At 71.2% G+C, this 17,631-nt stretch carries 20 protein-coding genes; 10 read left to right on the top strand and 10 right to left on the bottom strand.

Annotation, left to right across the window (positions count from 1 at the left end; translation table 11 throughout):
* Window positions 1-34: 34 nt before the first annotated feature.
* From CCN39_RS07210 to CCN39_RS07190, 5 genes are all read right to left on the bottom strand, one after another.
* The gene (locus CCN39_RS07210) at window positions 35-1,093 is read right to left on the bottom strand and encodes an alcohol dehydrogenase catalytic domain-containing protein (RefSeq protein WP_208630165.1); all 1,059 of its coding nucleotides are present in this window, start codon (window positions 1,091-1,093) and stop codon (window positions 35-37) included.
* Window positions 1,094-1,124: 31 nt separating this feature from the next.
* Window positions 1,125-1,457 (bottom strand): transcriptional regulator, encoded by a 333-nt coding sequence (locus CCN39_RS07205; RefSeq protein ID WP_167455000.1) that lies wholly within the window; start codon window positions 1,455-1,457, stop codon window positions 1,125-1,127.
* A gap of 72 nt (window positions 1,458-1,529) precedes the next feature.
* Window positions 1,530-2,348 (bottom strand): LLM class flavin-dependent oxidoreductase, encoded by an 819-nt coding sequence (locus tag CCN39_RS07200; protein WP_086839626.1) that lies wholly within the window; start codon window positions 2,346-2,348, stop codon window positions 1,530-1,532.
* Between the two features lie 69 nt (window positions 2,349-2,417).
* Entirely contained in the window at window positions 2,418-3,101 is a 684-nt protein-coding gene (locus tag CCN39_RS07195) for a metal-dependent transcriptional regulator (RefSeq protein ID WP_086839591.1), read from the bottom strand.
* A 40-nt stretch (window positions 3,102-3,141) separates the two neighbouring features.
* Window positions 3,142-3,582, bottom strand: a complete 441-nt coding sequence (locus tag CCN39_RS07190) for a GNAT family N-acetyltransferase (RefSeq protein ID WP_086839588.1) — start codon at window positions 3,580-3,582, stop codon at window positions 3,142-3,144.
* Between the two features lie 56 nt (window positions 3,583-3,638).
* On the opposite strand from CCN39_RS07190, the gene CCN39_RS50645 reads away from it, so the two are divergent.
* The gene (locus CCN39_RS50645) at window positions 3,639-3,956 is read left to right on the top strand and encodes a hypothetical protein (RefSeq protein WP_167454999.1); all 318 of its coding nucleotides are present in this window, start codon (window positions 3,639-3,641) and stop codon (window positions 3,954-3,956) included.
* Window positions 3,957-3,960: 4 nt separating this feature from the next.
* Here CCN39_RS50645 and CCN39_RS07180 read toward each other — a convergent pair whose 3' ends face one another.
* On the bottom strand, window positions 3,961-5,547 hold the full coding sequence (locus CCN39_RS07180) for an amidohydrolase (RefSeq protein ID WP_086839586.1): 1,587 nt from the start codon (window positions 5,545-5,547) through the stop codon (window positions 3,961-3,963).
* Between the two features lie 48 nt (window positions 5,548-5,595).
* Here CCN39_RS07180 and CCN39_RS07175 point away from each other — a divergent pair, with 48 nt between their 5' ends.
* Genes CCN39_RS07175 through CCN39_RS07160 form a run of 4 tightly spaced genes read left to right on the top strand, consistent with a single transcriptional unit; the run spans window position 5,596 to window position 8,864 of the window.
* Complete coding sequence (locus CCN39_RS07175) at window positions 5,596-6,333, top strand: enoyl-CoA hydratase/isomerase family protein (RefSeq protein ID WP_086839584.1); 738 nt, start codon at window positions 5,596-5,598, stop codon at window positions 6,331-6,333.
* Window positions 6,330-7,853, top strand: coding sequence for an ATP-dependent acyl-CoA ligase (locus tag CCN39_RS07170; RefSeq protein WP_086839582.1), 1,524 nt, complete (start codon window positions 6,330-6,332; stop codon window positions 7,851-7,853). Before CCN39_RS07175 ends, CCN39_RS07170 begins: the two co-directional genes overlap by 4 nt.
* Window positions 7,850-8,485 carry a TetR/AcrR family transcriptional regulator gene (locus CCN39_RS07165; RefSeq protein ID WP_086839579.1) on the top strand — a complete coding sequence of 212 codons (636 nt, stop codon included), beginning with the start codon at window positions 7,850-7,852 and terminating at the stop codon, window positions 8,483-8,485. Before CCN39_RS07170 ends, CCN39_RS07165 begins: the two co-directional genes overlap by 4 nt.
* Window positions 8,486-8,543: 58 nt before the next feature.
* Window positions 8,544-8,864, top strand: a complete 321-nt coding sequence (locus CCN39_RS07160; protein WP_086839577.1) for a hypothetical protein — start codon at window positions 8,544-8,546, stop codon at window positions 8,862-8,864.
* 59 nt (window positions 8,865-8,923) lie between these two features.
* Here CCN39_RS07160 and CCN39_RS07155 read toward each other — a convergent pair whose 3' ends face one another.
* Entirely contained in the window at window positions 8,924-10,093 is a 1,170-nt protein-coding gene (locus tag CCN39_RS07155; RefSeq protein WP_086839574.1) for an acyl-CoA dehydrogenase family protein, read from the bottom strand.
* 165 nt (window positions 10,094-10,258) lie between these two features.
* Between CCN39_RS07155 and CCN39_RS07150 the strand changes: the two genes are divergently transcribed.
* The gene (locus CCN39_RS07150; protein ID WP_086839572.1) at window positions 10,259-10,468 is read left to right on the top strand and encodes a hypothetical protein; all 210 of its coding nucleotides are present in this window, start codon (window positions 10,259-10,261) and stop codon (window positions 10,466-10,468) included.
* Here the strand turns inward: CCN39_RS07150 and CCN39_RS07145 are convergent.
* Window positions 10,432-10,692, bottom strand: coding sequence for a hypothetical protein (locus CCN39_RS07145; RefSeq protein ID WP_086839570.1), 261 nt, complete (start codon window positions 10,690-10,692; stop codon window positions 10,432-10,434). The genes CCN39_RS07150 and CCN39_RS07145 overlap by 37 nt on opposite strands.
* A gap of 328 nt (window positions 10,693-11,020) precedes the next feature.
* Between CCN39_RS07145 and CCN39_RS07140 the strand changes: the two genes are divergently transcribed.
* Window positions 11,021-11,707 carry a 4'-phosphopantetheinyl transferase family protein gene (locus CCN39_RS07140; RefSeq protein WP_434781091.1) on the top strand — a complete coding sequence of 229 codons (687 nt, stop codon included), beginning with the start codon at window positions 11,021-11,023 and terminating at the stop codon, window positions 11,705-11,707.
* A 6-nt stretch (window positions 11,708-11,713) separates the two neighbouring features.
* Here the strand turns inward: CCN39_RS07140 and CCN39_RS07135 are convergent, their stop codons facing one another.
* Window positions 11,714-12,865 (bottom strand): isochorismate synthase, encoded by a 1,152-nt coding sequence (locus CCN39_RS07135; RefSeq protein ID WP_143263974.1) that lies wholly within the window; start codon window positions 12,863-12,865, stop codon window positions 11,714-11,716.
* 84 nt (window positions 12,866-12,949) lie between these two features.
* Window positions 12,950-13,261 carry an integration host factor, actinobacterial type gene (gene mihF / locus CCN39_RS07130; protein ID WP_051767699.1) on the bottom strand — a complete coding sequence of 104 codons (312 nt, stop codon included), beginning with the start codon at window positions 13,259-13,261 and terminating at the stop codon, window positions 12,950-12,952.
* A gap of 444 nt (window positions 13,262-13,705) precedes the next feature.
* Here mihF and CCN39_RS07125 point away from each other — a divergent pair, with 444 nt between their 5' ends.
* From CCN39_RS07125 to CCN39_RS07115, 3 genes are all read left to right on the top strand, one after another.
* Window positions 13,706-15,334: a long-chain fatty acid--CoA ligase gene (locus CCN39_RS07125; RefSeq protein WP_086839564.1), complete on the top strand. Its 1,629-nt coding sequence runs from the start codon at window positions 13,706-13,708 to the stop codon at window positions 15,332-15,334.
* Window positions 15,335-15,433: 99 nt separating this feature from the next.
* On the top strand, window positions 15,434-16,723 hold the full coding sequence (locus CCN39_RS07120) for an ABC transporter substrate-binding protein (RefSeq protein WP_086839561.1): 1,290 nt from the start codon (window positions 15,434-15,436) through the stop codon (window positions 16,721-16,723).
* Entirely contained in the window at window positions 16,720-17,616 is an 897-nt protein-coding gene (locus CCN39_RS07115; RefSeq protein WP_086839560.1) for a carbohydrate ABC transporter permease, read from the top strand. The genes CCN39_RS07120 and CCN39_RS07115 overlap by 4 nt, the downstream gene beginning before the upstream one ends.
* The last annotated feature ends 15 nt before the right edge of the window (window positions 17,617-17,631 follow it).

Raw genomic sequence — 17,631 nt, 5'->3', positions numbered from 1 at the left:
CTACGAACCGGTCTCTTGACCGCGGTGCCGCCGATCAATCACGGAACGTCACCACGGTGACGCCCGCCTGAGCTGGAACGGGGTTGTTCATCGCGGCCAGCGCGGCCGGGACGTCGTCGAGCCCGATGCGCCGGCCGATCAGCGCGGCGAGGTCGATGCCCGCCGTCTCGACGACGCGCAGCAGCTCCGGGTACTCGTGGGCCTGCAGCCCGTGGATGCCGACCAGTTCCAGCTCGCCGCCGATGACGCGGTGCATCGGGATCGGGGCGATGCCCTGCGCGGGCGGCATCAGGCCCGCCTGGACGTGCCGGCCGCGCTTGCGGAGGCTGCCGACCGACGCCGCGCAGGTCGACGGCGCGCCGAGGCAGTCGAGCGAGACGTGCGTGCCGCCGCCGGTCAGCTCGCGGACGTGCGCGGCGACGGCTTCCGGGCCGTCGAACGCCGAGGAATCGACCGTGACGGCCGCGCCCGACTTCGCGGCCAGCTGCAGAGCCGCCGTCGAGACGTCGACGGCGACGACCTTGGCGCCGGCCGCGACGGCCAGCAGCACCGCGGAGATCCCGACGCCGCCGCAGCCGTACACCGAGACCCACTGGCCCGCGCTGACGCGCCCCTGCCGCAGCACCGCGCGGAACGCCGTGCCGAACCGGCAGCCGAGGGCCGCGGCCTCGGCGGCGCCGAGCGAGTCCGGCAGCGCGACCAGGTTCGTCTCGGCCTGCTCGATGGCGACGCGCTCGGCGAACGACCCCCAGTGCGTGGCGCCGGGCTGGAACTCGCGGTCGCAGATCTGCTGGTCACCACGAGCGCACTGCGGGCAGCTGCCGCAGGCGCAGACGAAGGGCACGGTGACGCGCGCGCCGAGCTCCCAGCCGCGGACGCCGTCGCCGAGCGCGACGACGCGGCCGGCGAGCTCGTGCCCGGCGACGTGCGGCAGCGTGACGGCGGCGTCGTGCCCCTGCCAGGTGTGCCAGTCACTGCGGCAGACGCCGGTGGCGTCGACCTCGATCACCGCACCGCCCGGCGCGGCCACCGGCTCGGGCACGTCCCGCACGACGGGCGGGACGCAGAACTCCTCCATGACCACAGCTCGCATGGGCGCGAGCCTAGCTTCCCGTTGCCACCGCTCAGTTGAGCGCGTGGAACCTCGTCCTGCTGCGCGGCGGGCCGAGGAGTTTGCTGAGCGAGCCGTCCGGCACGTTCAGGATGTCCTCGAGATTCCGCAGGGCCTCCAACGATTCCGGCCGCTCGGGCCGGCACCGTCCCGACTGCCAGTGGCTGAGGGTGGCCAGGCTGACCGTGGTTCCCCTGCCGCGCAAGCGATAGCGGATCCGCTCGAGGCCGAGGCCGCGGGCCCGGATCGCCGCCCGCAGGGCCACGTCGAACGGTCCGGCTGCCAGCAGCCGGCCCAGCTCCGCCTGTTCCCCCCGGTCGATGGTGCGTGTTCGCTGACCGGTCATCACAACGCTCCGAAGCACTCCCGAATACGAACATTGGAGCGTAGGCGCCGCTTCCCAAGATCGGAAGGGCCCTCACCCACCTGCCTTGCGCACCTCGTCCGCGATCGCCGCGAACGGTTCCGCGTAGCCGGAGTTGATCGTGACGTAGGAAATCCCCCACCGTTCCCGCCAGCGGAGAAGGGTTTCCGCGGCCGCGGAGGGCTCCTCGGGCAGGACGGTCACCGCACCCCCGGCGGCGAGTTCGGGCACGTCGGCCCCGGCCCACCGCGCGATCACCGGCGACGGTTCGGTGCCGACGGCCATCAGGTTCAGGCCGAGCTCGATCTCCGGCAGCCGCGGCCCGGCGAGTTCCCGGAATCGATCCACAATGGACTGGGCCTCGGCTTCGGTGGTCCGCGGCAGCCAGGTGAAGGTGAGGGTGTCGGCTTCTTGCGCGGCGAGCGCCAGCATTTTCGGCCCGCCGCCGGCCAGCACCAGCCGCGGCCGGTCGGGCGTGCGCTTGAGGTGCGCGATGGTGGCGGCCATCCGTGTGATGCGCTCACCCGGTGAGGGGAATTCCCGGCCGAGGGTCGCGGCGTGGGTTTCGCCCCCGGGCCGCCCGACACCGAGCCCGAGCTCGAACCGGCCGCGGGTCAGCCGGTGGAGGGTCTGCGCCTGCCAGTCGAGGGCTTGCGCGTCCCGGAAGGGGTCGGCGAGCACGAAGGTGCCGACGGTGAGGTCCAGGGTCACCGCGGCGGCGGCCCCGAGCAGGACGAAGGGATCGGCGGTCCCGACGGGATCGGTGGCGAGCAGGGTGTCGAAGCCGAGCTTCTCGACCCGCTCGGCCTGAGCGGTCCACGAGGTGAGGTCGGGAGCGTGACCGGCGACGACGCCGAAGCGAAAGGGTTTCATGCAGGCCATGGTCGCGAGCGGGAGGCGGTCACCACATCCGCTCCACGACGTCACCCGCGCGTACGTCCCTCAGCGCAGGGTGACCGACAACGCCTGCGCGATCTCCTTGCCGATCGCGTGCGTCGCCGCATCCGGCGGTGAGCCCACCTTCACCACCATCGGGCCGCCGAACGGCTGGCGCTCCACGACCTCGATGCGTTCGCCCAGGTTGATCGCGTGTTCCGTCAGGTACCTCAGCAGCTCCGGGTCCGTGTCCCAGACCCGGACGATCTCGCCGACCGCGCCCGGCGGGAGGTCGTCCAGGATGCGGACCGGCAGCTCCTCCACGCTCCCGTCCGGCGCCGGGATCGGGTCGCCGTGCGGGTCGCGGACCGGGTTGCCGAGCTTCGCCGCGATGCGCTCGACCAGCCTGTCCGACACCGCGTGCTCCAGCGCGTCCGCCTCCGCGTGGACCTCGTCCCACGTGTAGCCGAGCTCCGAAACCAGGTACGTCTCGATCAGCCGGTGCCGCCGGAGCACCGACCGCGCCAGGAGCCGGCCGTCGGCCGTGAGCTCGATGCCGCGGTACGGGGCGTGGGTGACCAGCCCGAGCTGGGACAGCTTCGTGACCATCCCCGACGCCGAGGACGGGCTGACCTCCAGCCGGCCGGCGAGCGACGCGTTGGTGACCGCCTCTCCCCGCTCGACCAGGCCGTAGATCACCCGGACGTAGTCCTCGACCGACGAGGACCTCCGGACCGAACCATCTCCCATACCGCATACGATACGGGGCCGGGTTCTTTCTCGTGAAAGTTCACGGCCGCCAGCGGTAGCGGATCCAGCCGGGCACCGGTTCGGCGCCGAGCTGGGCGTAGAACGCCGCGCCTTTTTCGTTGCCTTCCTGCATGTCCCACTCGACGCGCCCGCTCGTGCGGTTGCGCAGCTCGTCGAGCAGCTCGCTGCCGAGCCCGTAGCGCCGGTGGGCGGGACGGACGAACAGGTCGTCCAGCCAGATCCCCGGCCGGGCCTCCCAGGTGGAGAAGTTCCAGCTGCAGAAGGCGAAGCCGGCCACCGTCCCCGGCTCGCCGGGCGGGGTCGCGATCAGCACCCACGCCTTCGGGTCCGGCCCGAACAGGTGCCCGCTCATCTCGGCGCGGTCCAGCTTCAGGTCGTGGTTGTCCTCGTAGACCGCGTGCTCCTCGATGAGCGCGCAGATTTCCTCGATGTCTTCGAAGACGGCGTCGCGGACGGGCATCTCGCCTCCCGGTTTTTGTCGGTGGTGGTCGTTACGGTCGTGCTCGGAGGTGGTCGATGTCACCAGAGGAGAAGTTCGAGGACCTGGTCGACGAGTTCACCGGACGTCCGGGCATCACGCCACCCGGCACGACCGGCGGGTTCGGGCGCTCGGCGCTGCGCGCGGACGGCCGGATCTTCGCGATGTTCGTCCGCGGGCGGCTGGTGCTCAAGCTGCCCCGAGCCCGGGTGGACGAACTGGTCGAGGGTGGGCACGGGGTGCGCTTCGACGCCAACAAGGGCACCCCGATGAAGGAATGGCTGGCGCTGGACCCGGGGTCGCCACACCCCTGGGCCCCGCTGGCCGAGGAAGCACACGAATTCGTGGGGAGGTGAGTCATCAGGCTTGATAACGCAGTTCGCCGCCGACGGCGGTGCCTTGCACGCGGAGGTCGTCCAAAGCGGACTCGTCCAGGGGCGAACCGGACAGCACGGCGAAGTCGGCGAGCTTCCCGGGTTCGAGCGTGCCCAGGTCACGCTCGGCGAAGGTCGCGTACGCCGAGCCGTACGTGTACGCGCGCAACGCCTGCTCCGGCGTCAGCGCCTCTTCGGGTGCGAAGGGCTCGCCTGACGCCGTGCGCCGACGCACCATGTCGGCCAGGGCGAGCAGTGGCGCGCCGTTCACGACGGGCCGGTCCGAGGACGCGGGAAGCACGCAACCCGCGTCGAGGACGCTTCGCAGCCGGTAGCACCACGGGACGCGGGATTCGCCGAGCGCGGCGCGCATGCCGTCGCCGAGCTCGTTGACGAACCGTCCCTGCGGCGACGGGATGATGCCGAGCGAGGCGAGCCGGGACAGCTCCGCGGGCTGAAGCACCGCGCAGTGCTCGATGCGGTGCCGGTGGTCCGTGCGCGGCGAACCGGCCAACGCGGCTTCGTAGGCGTCGAGGACGACGGTGACCGCTCGGTCACCGATCGCGTGCGTCGCGATCTGCCAGCCCGCCTCGTGGGCACGGCGGATCGTGCGGGCCAGCTCGTCCTCGGGCACCTGGAAGTAGCCGCGGTTGTCCGGCTCGCCGTCGAACGGGTCGTGCATCGCGCAGGTGCGCCCGACCAGGGAGCCGTCGGCGAACAACTTCATCGGGCCGACGCGCAGCCACTCGTCGCCGAGGCCGGTGCGCAGGCCGAGGTCGAGGCCGAAGCCGGCGTCGTCGGGCAGGTCGTGCAGCACGCTCGCGGCGACCATCACCGTGCTGCGCACGCGCAGCACGCCGCGGTCGCGCGCCTCCTGGTAGGCGGCCAGCTCGGCGGGCGTCTCGCCGACCAGGCCGCCGCCGATCCCGGCTTCCTGGACGCTGGTGATGCCCTCGGCCAGGTACCGCTCGGACGCGCGCTCGAGCCCGCGCACGACCCGCGCCACCGGCGTCGGGTAGGTCAGCGGCCGCAGCAGGAGCTGGGCCTGCTCGCGCAGCAGGCCGGTCGGCGAGCCGTCGGCGGCGAACACGACGTCGCCGCCGACCGGGACGTGCGCCAGGTCGAGCTGGTCGAGCACGGCCGAGTTGACCACGGTCATGTGCCCGGACGTGTGCTTGAGCCGCACGAGCATCCCCGGGGCGGCGCGGTCGAGGCCGTGGCGGTCCGGGTGCCCGCCGGCGAGCTTGTTCTGGTCGTACCCGCTCCCGACCACCCAGCTCCCGGCCGGCAGCGTCGCGGCGCGCGCGGCGACGGCGTCGTAGACCTCCTCGACGCTGCGGCAGTCGCTGAGCGGCACGTCGTCGAGGCCCATGCCGAACCACGCCATGTGGTTGTGGGCGTCGTGGAAGCCGGGCACGACGAACCCGCCGGCGAGGTCGACCCGCGAGCGCGCCGAAAGCGAGCGGGCGTCGTCCCCCAGCGCGACCACCCGGCCGTGCAGGACCGCGATGGCGCTGGTGACGCCCGCGCCCGTCCAGACGGTGGCGTTTTCGTAGACCGCATCGACTCGCACAGGTGCAGAGGCTATCGATCGATCGATCGAACGTCTAGCATCGCCCTCATGCCCACCGTGGACTTCGCCGTCGAGGACGGCATCGCGCAGATCCGGCTGAACCGGCCCGAGCGGCTGAACGCGGTCGCCGCCGTCCTGGTCGACGACTTCCTCGCCGCCCTCGACGCGGCCGCCCGCAGCGACGCCCGGGTCGTCGTGCTGTCCGGGAACGGCCGGGCCTTCTGCGCCGGCCACGACCTCAAGGAACCCACCCCCGCGGGTGACTCGCGGGCGCGGCTGGACCGGCTCCAGGACGTCACGCGACGGCTGCGCGGGCTGCGCCAGCCGGTGATCGCGGCGGTCCACGGCTACGCGATCGGCGCCGGCGCCGAGTTCGCGCTCGGCTGCGATCTGATCCTGGCCGCCGAGGACGCCGTGTTCGCGTTCCCCGAGGTCTCGCTCGGGCTGAGCGTCACCGGCGCGGCGTCGCGGCTGCTCCCGCTGCTGGTCGGCCCGCTCAAGGCGAAGGAACTTCTGCTGCTCGGCGAGCGATTCGACGGCCGGAAGGCCGCCGAGCTGGGCATGGTCAACGCCGCCGTCCCGGCCGAGCGGCTGCCGGCCGAAGCGCTGAGCTGGGCCAAGCGGATCGCCGAGCACCCGCCGGCCGCCGCGGCGATGGCGAAGCGCGTCCTCGACACCCCGATCGACGTCGAGCCCGCCCTCGAACTCGAGGTCAGCCACGCCCTGATCACCGAGCACTCGGCCGCGGTCGCCGCGTCCACCGAAGCCTTCCGGAGCCGGCCGTGACGCCCCTGGCCGAGATCGGGACCCTCGCCGAGCTCGTCACGCGCGCCGCCGAGCTCTGGCCGGACCGCACGGCCTGGGTGTTCGACCACCTGAACGAGGAGTTCACGTTCGCCGAGGTCGACCGCGAAAGCTCGCGCATCGCCGCGGCGCTGACCGAGCGCGGCATCGGCCCCGGCGACCGGGTCGCGGTGATGCTGCGGAACGTACCCGGGTTCCCGCTCACCTGGCTGGCGCTGGCGAAGATCGGCGCGCAGCTGGTGCCGGTCAACACGAACTACCAGGAGTTCGACGGCGCCCACATCCTCCGGCACTCCGGGGCGAAACTGGTCGTCGCCGCGGCGGAGTTCACGGACCTGCTCGGCCGGATCGGGGTGACCGAGGTCGTCACCCCGGACGAACTCCGCACCGACGCCGCACCGCCGGAATTCACCCCGGTGCCCGAATTGCCGGTCAACGTCCAGTACACCTCCGGCACCACCGGCGCGCCCAAGGGCTGCGTCCTGCCGAACCGCTACTGGACCACCCTCGCGGTGAGCCTGGCCACCGACTTCCCGGCCGTCGGCGAGGACGACGTCATCCTGACCGCGCAGCCGTTCCACTACATCGATCCACAGTGGAATGTCGCGTTGGGACTCGCCGGGGGCGCCACCCTCGTCGTCCTGGACCGGTTCCACCCCAGCACGTTCTGGGCGAAGGTGCGCGAGCACGGCGTCACCTGGTTCTACTGCCTCGGCCTGATGCCGACGCTGCTGCTGCGGCAGGAACCGTCGGAGGCCGATCGCGACCACCGGGTCCGCGCGATCTGCGCGTCCGCCATCCCGCACGACCTGCACGCCGAGCTGGAGGCGCGCTGGGGCGTGCCGTGGTACGAGGCGTTCGGGATGACCGAAACGGGCGGCGACATCCGGATGACCGCCGCCGACCACGACGAGACCGTCGGCACCGGCTGCATCGGGCGGCCGAGCCGGGACCGCGAGGTGCTGATCGCCGGCGACGACGGGAAGCCGGTGCCGCGCGGGGAAACCGGGCAGCTGCTGATCCGCGGCATCGGCCTGATGCACGGCTACCACGACGATCCGGACGCGACGGCGAAAGCATTCGAAAACGGCTGGTTCCACACCGGCGACCTCGCCCGGATGGACACCGCCGGCCGCGTCTACTACGTCGGCCGCACGAAGGACATGATCCGCCGCAGCGGCGAGAACGTCTCCGCCGACGAAGTCGAGCGCGCGCTGCTGCTGCACCCGGCGGTGCGGCTGGCGGCCGTCGTCGCGGTGCCCGACGAGCTGCGCGGCGAGGAGATCAAGGCGTACGTCGTCTGCGACGGCGACCGGCCGGACCCCGCCGAGCTCGCTGAGTTCTGCGCCGGAAAACTGGCCTACTTCAAGGTTCCGCGGTTCTGGGCGTTCGCCGACTCGCTGCCGATGACACCGTCGGAGCGGGTGGCCAAGGGCGAGCTGCGGAAGGTCGCCGACCCGCGCGCCGGCTCCTGGGACGCGAAGGCGGGAGCATGGCTGTGAGCAGCCGGGAGCGGGTGCGCGCGGCGGCGGTGAAGCTGTTCGCCACCAAGGGCTTCCACGGCACCGGTATCCGGGATCTGGCGCAGGAGGCGGAACTCTCCTCGGCCAGCCTGTACCACTACATGGGAACCAAGGAGGATCTGCTCGCGGAGATCATGCGGACCGCGCTGAACCGGCTCCTCGACGCGGCCCGCGAGGCGACCGCGGGCGGCGGTGACCCGGTGCACCGGCTGCGCACGCTGGTCGCGCTGCACGTCCTCGCGCACGCCGTCGGCCCGGCGGAAACCCGGGTGGTGGACAACGAAGTCGACGTCCTGTCCCCGGCCGCGCGCGAGCCGGTGGTGGCCCTGCGGGACGCCTACGAACGGCTGTGGGCGGCCACGATCGACGAAGGCGTGGCCGCCGGGGTGTTCCGTGTGGAGCACCCGGCGGTGACCCGGCTCGCCCTGCTCGAGATGTGCAGCGGCGTCGCGAGGTGGTATTCGCCACGCGGTCCGCTGGCGCTGGACGAGCTGGCGGAGCACTACGCGGAACTGGCGTCGAGGGCGCTGGGCTGCACGTCCGCGCCCGGTGTGACCGACTTGCGGCGGTGCCGGGAAATCGTCGCGAAAGAGTGGGGCGTGTCCGTTTAGCGGCGCTTTTACCTGTGTACGCCTTGCCCAGACGGCGCGGGTGGGGGACGCTCGAAGGGTGACTGAGGAAACGATCCAACTGGAACTGGACGACTCGGGTCTCGCGCCGGGCCTCCCGGCGCCGGCACACCCCCGCGATCAGGTGCAGGATGTCCCCTATCGCCCCGTCGAGTTCCGCGATGACGATCTCCCCACCGCCCTGGAACGGTGCTCCGCCTGGCTACGGCAGGCCCAGGAGTGGCTCGGCGAGCCACTCGACGTGCTGGCCATCCACCTCGACTACGACGACCGCCAGGGTTCGCCGTACTACGACGTGAAGCTCCTGTGCAACGAAGAGGACCTCGCGGGCGTCCCGATCGCCATCCGCAACAAGAAGTAAGCAGCTCGAAATGCCGTCAAGGCCACCTTCCCGGGTGGCCTTGACGGCTTCTCGCGTTTTCAGCCCAGCGTCCCGCCGACCTTGACGTGCCCCTTGAGCAGGTTGCGGGCGATCGTCCGGCGCTGGATCTCGTCGGTGCCTTCGTAGATGCGCAGCAGCCGCAGCTCGCGGTACCACCGCTCGACCGGCAGCTCCCGCGTGTAGCCCATGCCGCCGTGGATCTGCAGGACGCGGTCGACGATCTCGTTGGCCTTCTGGCCGCCGTACAGCTTCGCCATCGACTGCGCGTGGCGCGAATCGACGCCCTGGTCGACCTGCCAGGCGGCGTGCAGCACCAGCCAGCGCAGCGCTTCCAGCTCGACGCCGGAGTCGGCGATCATCCACTGGATGGCCTGCCGCTCGGCGATCTTCTGCCCGAACGTCTCGCGGGTGTTGGCGTGCTCGATGGCCATCGAGATCAGCCGCTCGCACGAGCCGATCGCGCGGGCGGGCAGCAGGTAGCGGCCCTGGCCGATCCACTGCATGGCCAGCTCGAAGCCGCGGCCCTCCTCGCCGAGGATCTGCGTCTCCGGGACGCGGACGTCCTGGAAGATCAGCGACGCGGGACCCCACTCGCCCATCGTGTCGATGTATTCGGACTTCCAGCCGGCCTCGCGGTCGACGAGGAAGCAGGTGACGCCGCCGTTCGCGCCCTTCTCGGGGTCGGTGATGGCGAAGACCATGGTGAAGTCGGCCTCGTTGCCACCGGTGATGAAGGTCTTCTCGCCGTTGATGATCCAGTCGCTGCCGTCCTTGCGGGCGGTGGTCCGGATGGCCTTGGCGTCCGACCCGGCGCCCGGCTCGGTGATCGCGAAGCACGACTTGCGCTCGCCCGAGATCGTCGGCAGCAGGTAGGCCTGCTTCTGCTCTTCGTTGGCGTGGAACAGGATGTTGTCGGCGGCCCCGCCGAAGCGGAACGGCACGAAGGTCCGGCCGAGCTCGGCCTCCAGCAGCGCGGCCATCACGGCGGACAGGCCCATGCCGCCGTACTCCTCCGGGGTCAGCACGCCCCAGAAGCCGGACTCCTTCGCCTTGAGCTGGAGGTCCTTGAGCTCCTCGCCGGTGAGGCCGGGCTGGTGGGCACGCTCGCGCCGGAGGACTTCCTGCTCGAGGGGGACCAGCTCCCGCTGGACGAAGGTGCGGACCCAGTCGCGCACTTCCCGTTCTTCGGTGCTGAGTGAAAAGTCCATGCCCGCGTGCTCCTCCGACTCTGGCTAAGCGCTTGCTTACTCCTATAGTGCGCCACGCACCACGCGGGCGCAAGGACGCCGGGACCGCCGAGGGCAGCCGGAACAGCCCGGCAGGCGGCATCCGGGGGCGGGACGGGCGGCCGCGGCCCGGCTTACCGTGTCCGCGTGGCGAAGGCGACGCACACCGGTGAGCACGAGCCACGCGCTGCCACCCGGGCGATGCCCGCGCCGGCAGTCGCCGCACGCCCCGGCCCGCGGAGCGGGCTGGCCGCCGGCTCCGCCCTCGCCCTGCAGCGCCAGGCGGGCAACCGCGCGCTGTGCGCGCTGCTCGTGCAGCGTCAGACCGCACCCGCCCGGGCCGCCGGCCGCCGCTGACCATCTCGGACACCCAGCCGTTCGGCCGCACGTACCCCGGCTTCCGCGAACGCGTTCTCGCCGCGCTCGCCGCCCTGATGTTCCGCCGCCACGGCCGCCGGCTGGTCGTCGAGCTGGCCGCCGGACCGCACCGGGTGCGGATCGAGCCGTCCGAGGCCGTCGCCCTGCTGCAGGACGGCGGCGAAACCCAGGCGCTCGACCAGGCCGGCGCGCACGATCCGCACACCGGCTCCGACGTGGTGATCACCATGCCCGCCACGACACCGCGGGCACGAACGCGAGCGGGCCCGCCACCGATCCCGCCTACGACAACCGCGAGGAGGAGAACACCATCGAGACCGGAGACCTCACCGAGAACAACCTGCGCGAGGAGCACCACGTCGACGCCCGGCCGGGGCAGCCCACGCCTCGACGCCACGGCCACCACGGCTACGGCCGGTCCCTCGACCCCCTGCCGCGCGTCCCGTCCGTACCGCGCCGGCTGTGACACCCCCTGTCCTGTGCCCGATCCCCGTGACAACGGCTTCCAAGCCCGGAAGGATCGGAGGGGTGATGGAGATCGAGGTCCGCTGGTCGTCGCCGTTGCCCGCCGAAGATCGCTTCCTGCGCCTGCTCGACGAGGTCGAGCAAGGCCGGTTCGACGCGTACCGGCAGGAGGCGGACAAGCGGCGGTTCCTCACCGGCCGCGTCCTGGCGAAGACGGTCGCGGCCGAGCGGCTCGGCCTGGCCCTGGAGACGGTGAAGTTCGACGCGACCTGCGAAGACTGCGGCAAGCCCCACGGGCGGCCCCGCATCCCGGGCGCGGACCTGACGCTGTCGATCTCGCATTCGGGCGACCTGATCGGCATCGCCGCGACACCGTCGGTCCCGGTGGGCCTCGACGTCGAGACGGCCACCCGCCGCGCGGACGACGGCCTGATCGAGTACGCACTGAGCCCGGCGGAGGCGGAGCACCTGGCGGGCCTGGACCCGGCGGAGAAGGCGGCGGCGTTCTTCGTCTACTGGACCCGCAAGGAGGCGGTGATGAAGGCCACGGGCAAGGGCCTGCGCATCCCCCTGCAGAGCATCACCTTCTCCCGCTACGACGAACCGGCGAGCTTGGTGTCCTCCGGCGACCCGGCCCTGGCCCCGGCGACGACCCGGCTGGTGGACCTGAAGGCCGCGGACGGGTACCGCGCGGCCATCGCGGTGCTGACCACCGAGGAGCTGTCGGTCACCGAGGAGCACTGGGTTCCGTAGGCAGGCTCAGACCGGCAGGTCCTCCAGGCCCATCGCCGTCAGCAGCGTGCGGAACTTCGCCGTCGTCTCGGCCAGTTCCGACTGCGGATCCGACTCCGCCACGATCCCGCCCCCCGCATACAGCCGCATCGATGTCGAGGCGATCTCCGCACAGCGGATCGCCACCGCCCACTCGCCGTCGCCCGCTGCGTCCACCCAGCCGACCGCGCCCGCGTAGTAGTCGCGGTCGAACGGCTCCAGCTCCTGGACCAGGTCACGCGCGCCCTCCGTCGGGGTGCCGCAGACCGCCGGGGTCGGGTGCAACGCCGCCGCCAGGTCCAGCGCCGTGATGTCCGGGTCGGCCAGCTCGCCCGTGATCGGCGTGCGCAGGTGCCAGATCGCCGGGGTCGTCACCAGCTCCGGGCCGGCCGGGACGTCCAGGGTCCGGCAGAACGGCCGCAACGCCTCGACCAGGTAGTCGATCACCACCGCATGCTCGAGCTGGTCCTTGCGGGACGTCCGCAGCGCCTCGCCGTTGGCCCGGTCGACCACCGGGTCCGCCGAGCGCGGCATCGATCCCGCGTGCGGTGACGAGAACACCGTCCGGCCCGTGCGGCGCAGCAGCAGCTCGGGCGTCGCGCCGACCAGTGACCGGCCGCCCGGCAGCTCGGCCGCGTACGTGAAGTGCCGGGAATTGCCCACCGCCAGGTTCCGCACGATGCTCTCGGCGGGCACCGGCGCGGCGAACTCGAGGTCCAGAGCGCGGGCCAGGACGACTTTCTGCAGGTCGCGCTCGCCCAGGGCGAGGACCGCGGAACGCACCGCCGCCATGTGCAACGCCGGAGACGGCACCGCACGGACCCGCACGGGCGCCGGCAGGGTCTCCCGCGGCAGCGAGGGCGTTCCCGAGGAGCGGTGGACGGTCCGGGGCACCACGAGATGGCCCGGCACCTTCGTGTCGGGCCCGGTGTCGAACGGCAGGATGCCGACGGCCAGCGGGGCGCCCGTCTCGGCCAGGACGCCGGGGATCGCCGAAGCGAGCCGCTGCGGGTCCGTCTCGGTGACGGTGCGGATCGTGCCCTGCGCGAGCAGTGCGCGCGAGGCCGTCGTGAAGAGGAAGTCGCCTCGCTGGTAGCGGGCGGCGAGGTCAGCCGGGGTCGCCGGATCAGGAGAACTCACAAGACCCAGCCTCCCAGGCGAGGGGAGATCCGCGAGGGAAGTGTCGCCAGCGACACTCCCCTCGCGGTCAGCTCCTGGTGACGGCTACTTGAGCGCGTCGATGAGCGCCTCGCGCTGGCGCTCGCCCAGGCCGGCCGCACGCCGGTCCGGGTCGATGCCGGCCTGCTCGAGCAGGGCGGCGACCTTCACCGCGCCGAGGCCGGGGACGGCCTTCAGCAGCTGGGTGACCTTCGTCTTCCCGATGGTCTTGTTCTCCTTGGCCTGCTTGAGCACCTTTTCGATGCTCTCCTTGCCGGACTTGATCGACGCGAGCAGCTCCGAACGCGCCTTGCGAGCCTCGGCGGCCTTGGCCAGGGCCTCGGCGCGCTGCTCCGGAGTCAACGTAGGCAGAGCCAACGTAGTGTCCTTTCCTCTCAGGTCTCCGCTTTCGCGGCCGACAGCTTTTGTGAGCGCTTGCTCCTGCAAGCGCTGCTCAGCCGTCTCTTGCCACGGGCCCAGTAAACGCCACCCGCTTCATGGCCGTGCAACCGACACGCACTTATTACCCCCGGAGGTGATACCGGGCAACCCGCTCCGGCCTGCGGAAACGCTCCCAAGAAGTGGTCCGCGTGGCCCTTCTCACCCGGAAGTGGAGCCTCCGTTACCCACTGTTCTCGTGCACATTTCCTTGCACATAAGGAAAAGCCGAAAAACTGATGATCTTGATCATCGTCCGGTCGTCGCCCGATCGCGCGACGACCGTGACCGAACGGAGCCGTTGTTGACCATGCCCGCTTCACCCGATCCGCACTAGAGTCGGCGCAACCCCAGTTCACCGGCGAGCGACCCCCGGGAGCGACCATGTTGAGCACCATGCAGGACGGCCAGCTGTCGCTGGCGAACCTGCTCCGCCACGGCACGTCGGTGCACTCGGCGAGCGAAGTCATCACCTGGACCGGTTCAGAAGCCCGTCGCGAGACCTACGGCGACCTCGGCCGGAACGCCGCCCGGCTCGCGAACGCGCTCCGGAGCCTCGGTGTGACGGGCGACCAGCGCGTCGGCACGTTCATGTGGAACAACGCCGAGCACATGGCCGCCTACCTGGCCGTTCCGGCCATGGGCGCCGTGCTGCACACGCTGAACATCCGGCTGTTCCCCGAGCAGCTCGTGTTCGTCGCCAACCACGCCGAGGACCACGTCGTCATCGTCGACGGCACCCTCGTCCCCCTGCTGGCGAAGCAGCTGCCGCAGTTCAAGACGGTCCGGCACGTCATCGTGGCCAACGGCGACGCCGCGGCCCTCGAAGCCCCCGACGGCGTCCAGGTGCACTCCTACGCCGAGCTGCTGGCCGCCCAGCCCGACACCTTCGACTGGCCGGACGTCGACGAACGCTCGGCCGCCGCGATGTGTTACACCTCGGGCACGACCGGTGACCCCAAGGGCGTCGCCTATTCACACCGGTCGATCTGGCTGCACTCGATGCAGGTCTGCATGACCGACAGCATGAAGCTCGCCCAGCAGGACAAGGCCCTGGCCATCGTGCCGATGTTCCACGCGATGGCGTGGGGCCTGCCGTACGCGTCGCTGATGGTCGGCGCGTCGCTGCTGATGCCGGACCGCTTCCTCCAGCCGGCGCCGGTCTCGGCGATGCTGGCCGCCGAGAAGCCGACGTTCGCCGGCGCGGTGCCGACCGTCTGGCAGGGCCTGCTCGCCCACCTCGAAGCCCACCCGCAGGACATCTCGCACCTGCGCGAGGTCGTCGTCGGCGGGTCCGCGGTGCCGCCGTCGCTGATGCACGCCTTCCAGGAGCGGCACAACGTCCCGATCCTGCACGCCTGGGGCATGACCGAGACGTCGCCGCTGGGCAGCGTCGCCCGCCCGCCGGCGTCGGCGACCGGCGAGGACATCTGGAAGTACCGCTACACGCAGGGCCGCTTCCCGGCGTCGGTGCGGGCGCGGCTGATCGACGACGACGGCGCGGTGCTGCCGTGGGACAACGACGCCGTCGGCGAGCTCGAGGTCCAGGGTCCGTGGATCGCGGCGTCGTACTACGGCGGCGCGGAGGTCGATCCCGAGAAGTTCCACGACGGCTGGCTGCGCACCGGTGACGTCGGCAAGATCAGCGCCGACGGCTTCCTGACGCTGACCGACCGCGCCAAGGACGTCATCAAGTCCGGCGGCGAGTGGATCTCCTCGGTCGACCTGGAGAACCAGGTGATGGGCCACCCCGCCGTGGCCGAGGCCGCGGTCGTCGGCATCCCGGACGAGAAGTGGGACGAGCGGCCGCTGGTCGCCGTCGTGCTCAAGGAAGGGCAGAGCGTCACGCCGGAGGAGCTGCGCGACTACCTCAGCGACAAGGTCGCGAAGTGGCAGCTGCCGGAGAACTGGACGTTCGTCGACGAGGTGCCCAAGACCAGCGTCGGCAAGTTCGACAAGAAGCGGATCCGCGCGTCCTACTCCGAGGGAAAGCTCGACATCGCACAGCTCTAACGGGTAAATCTCCGGCGAGTCTCATGCCTCTGGCGGTCACCATAAGGGACCCTTGCGCCCTTATGGTGGCCTTCAGAGCACGTCGGAGGGGTTCTGGGGATGCAGCGGAACAGGCGGAGTTTCCTGGCGCTCGCCGGGATGGGCGCGCTGGCGACGGCCTGCGGGTCGAACACCGGGCGGCAGGGTGACCCGCCGCCCTCGACGGCGTACTCGGCGGGCCCGCCGCCGTCGGCCGCCCCGAAGGTCTCGCTCCAGCAGTGGTACCACGCGTACGGCGAGGAAGGCGTCCAGGACGCCGTCAAGCGGTACGCCGCCAGCTACCCCGGCGCGGCCGTGACCGTGCAGTGGAACCCGGGCGACTACGACTCGAAGATCGTCACCGCCCTGCAGAACAGCAAGGTGCCGGACGTCTTCGAGGCGCAGGTCAAGATCGACTGGGTGCGGCAGAAGCAGGTCGTCCCGCTCGACGACGTCATCGGGCCGGTGAAAGGCGACTTCAGCCCGGCCGTGCTGGCCGCGCAGACCGTCGACGGCCGGGTCTACGGCATCCCGCAGGCCACCGACACGCAGGTGCTCTTCTACCGCAAGAGCCTGCTGCAGGCCGCCGGAGTGCAGCCGCCGCAGACGGTCGACGAGCTCGTCGACGCGGCCACGAAGCTCACCAAGGACGGCGTCAAGGGCTTCTTCGCGGGCAACGACGGCGGCGTCGGCGTGCTCACCGGCCCGCTGCTGTGGTCGGCCGGGCTCGACTTCCTGAAGAACGGCAACCGCGAGGTCGGCTTCGACGACCCGCGCGCGGCGACCGCGCTGGCGAAGCTGCACACGCTGAACGCCAACGGTTCCCTGCTGCTCGGCGCGCCGGCGGACTGGTCGGACCCGAGTGCCTTCATCGACGGGCTGACGGCGATGCAGTGGACCGGGCTGTGGAACGTGCCGAAGATCCGGCAGGCGTTCGACGACGACTTCGGCGTCCTGCCCTTCCCGAAGCTGGACGGCAGCGGCGCGCCGTCGGTGCCGGTCGGCGCGTACGGCGCGATGGTCAACGCCAAGAGCGCGCACGTCGCCGAGGCCAAGGCGTTCGTGAAGTGGCTGTGGGTCGACCAGACGCAGAACCAGCTGGAGTTCGCGACGAAGTTCGGGTTCCACGTGCCGGCCCGGCAGAGCCTGATCGACCGCGCGGACAACCTCAAGTCCGGCCCGGCCGCCGACGCGGCCCGGTTCGTCAAGGAGAACAGCCACCTCGTGGGCGGCCCGGTGTGGACGCAGCAGTCGAACACGGCGCTGTCCGACGCGGTCGCGAAGATCGCCAAGGAGGGCGCGGACCCGGCGGCGCAGGTCAAGACGGCGGTCGAGGTGGCTCGCTCCGAACTGAAGCGCCTGTTCGGATGAAGCGGCGCGATGCGCGCGCGTTCTGGCTGTTCGTCGGGCCGTTCCTGATCGGGCTGGCGATCTTCGCGTACCTGCCGATCGGCTGGAGCGCGTACCTGTCGTTCTTCGACGCGCGCAACACGGTGACACCGACCGAGTTCGTCGGGCTGGACAACTACGGGCACATGCTCACCGACGAGCCGTTCCTGTCGAGCCTGGGGACGTTCAGCGTGTTCGCGGTGTTCATCGTGCCGCTGACGTTCGTGTTGTCGCTGGCGCTCGCCCTCGGCGTCAACCAGCTGCGGTTCGCGCGGGCGTTCTTCCGGTCGGTGTTCTTCCTGCCGTTCGCGTGCTCGTACGTGGTGGCGTCGCTGATCTGGAAGACGTCGTTGTTCTCGGGTGTCCGATATGGACTGGCGAACACGCTGCTCGGCTCGTTCGGCGTCGACCCGGTGGCCTGGACCGGGACGGTCGACCCGCCGCTGTACTGGGTGGTGCTGGTGACGGCGCGGCTGTGGCTGCAGCTGGGGTTCTACATGATCCTGTTCATCGCGGCGCTGCAACGGATCCCGGTCCGGCTGTACGAAGCGGCGTGGCTGGACGGCGCCGAACCGGGCTGGCAGGTGTTCCGCCACATCACGCTGCCGCAGCTGCGCGCGACGGCGGTGGCCGTGCTGCTGCTCAACCTGATCAACGCGTACCAGGCGTTCGACGAGTTCTACAACATCATGGGTGACGCGCGCGGCTACCCGCCGTTCGCGCGGCCGCCGCTGGTCTACCTGTACTACACGTCGCTGGGTTCGGGCGGCCAGGACCTCGGCCGCGGCAGTGCCGGCGCGGTGATCCTGGCGCTGATCATCGCGTTGGTGACGCTGCTGCAGGGCCGGGTGCTGCGGTTCGGGCGTGTTTCGTGAAGGCGTTCCTCCGGT

Origin of the sequence: Amycolatopsis kentuckyensis, from assembly GCF_002155975.1 — a bacterium.
In the GTDB taxonomy this organism is placed as follows: Bacteria; Actinomycetota; Actinomycetes; order Mycobacteriales; family Pseudonocardiaceae; genus Amycolatopsis; species Amycolatopsis kentuckyensis.
This window is presented reverse-complemented; position numbering and strand designations above follow the sequence as displayed.

What these genes read in the sequence shown, in the direction of transcription:
- CCN39_RS07210 (WP_208630165.1), bottom strand. Translation starts at nt 1,093, where the DNA reads ATGCGAGCTGTGGTCATGGAGGAGTTCTGCGTCCCGCCCGTCGTGCGG.
- CCN39_RS07205 (WP_167455000.1), bottom strand. Translation starts at nt 1,457, where the DNA reads ATGACCGGTCAGCGAACACGCACCATCGACCGGGGGGAACAGGCGGAG.
- CCN39_RS07200 (WP_086839626.1), bottom strand. Translation starts at nt 2,348, where the DNA reads ATGAAACCCTTTCGCTTCGGCGTCGTCGCCGGTCACGCTCCCGACCTC.
- CCN39_RS07195 (WP_086839591.1), bottom strand. Translation starts at nt 3,101, where the DNA reads ATGGGAGATGGTTCGGTCCGGAGGTCCTCGTCGGTCGAGGACTACGTC.
- CCN39_RS07190 (WP_086839588.1), bottom strand. Translation starts at nt 3,582, where the DNA reads ATGCCCGTCCGCGACGCCGTCTTCGAAGACATCGAGGAAATCTGCGCG.
- CCN39_RS50645 (WP_167454999.1), top strand. Translation starts at nt 3,639, where the DNA reads ATGTCACCAGAGGAGAAGTTCGAGGACCTGGTCGACGAGTTCACCGGA.
- CCN39_RS07175 (WP_086839584.1), top strand. Translation starts at nt 5,596, where the DNA reads ATGCCCACCGTGGACTTCGCCGTCGAGGACGGCATCGCGCAGATCCGG.
- CCN39_RS07155 (WP_086839574.1), bottom strand. Translation starts at nt 10,093, where the DNA reads ATGGACTTTTCACTCAGCACCGAAGAACGGGAAGTGCGCGACTGGGTC.
- CCN39_RS07140 (WP_434781091.1), top strand. Translation starts at nt 11,021, where the DNA reads ATGGAGATCGAGGTCCGCTGGTCGTCGCCGTTGCCCGCCGAAGATCGC.
- CCN39_RS07125 (WP_086839564.1), top strand. Translation starts at nt 13,706, where the DNA reads ATGTTGAGCACCATGCAGGACGGCCAGCTGTCGCTGGCGAACCTGCTC.
- CCN39_RS07120 (WP_086839561.1), top strand. Translation starts at nt 15,434, where the DNA reads ATGCAGCGGAACAGGCGGAGTTTCCTGGCGCTCGCCGGGATGGGCGCG.
- CCN39_RS07115 (WP_086839560.1), top strand. Translation starts at nt 16,720, where the DNA reads ATGAAGCGGCGCGATGCGCGCGCGTTCTGGCTGTTCGTCGGGCCGTTC.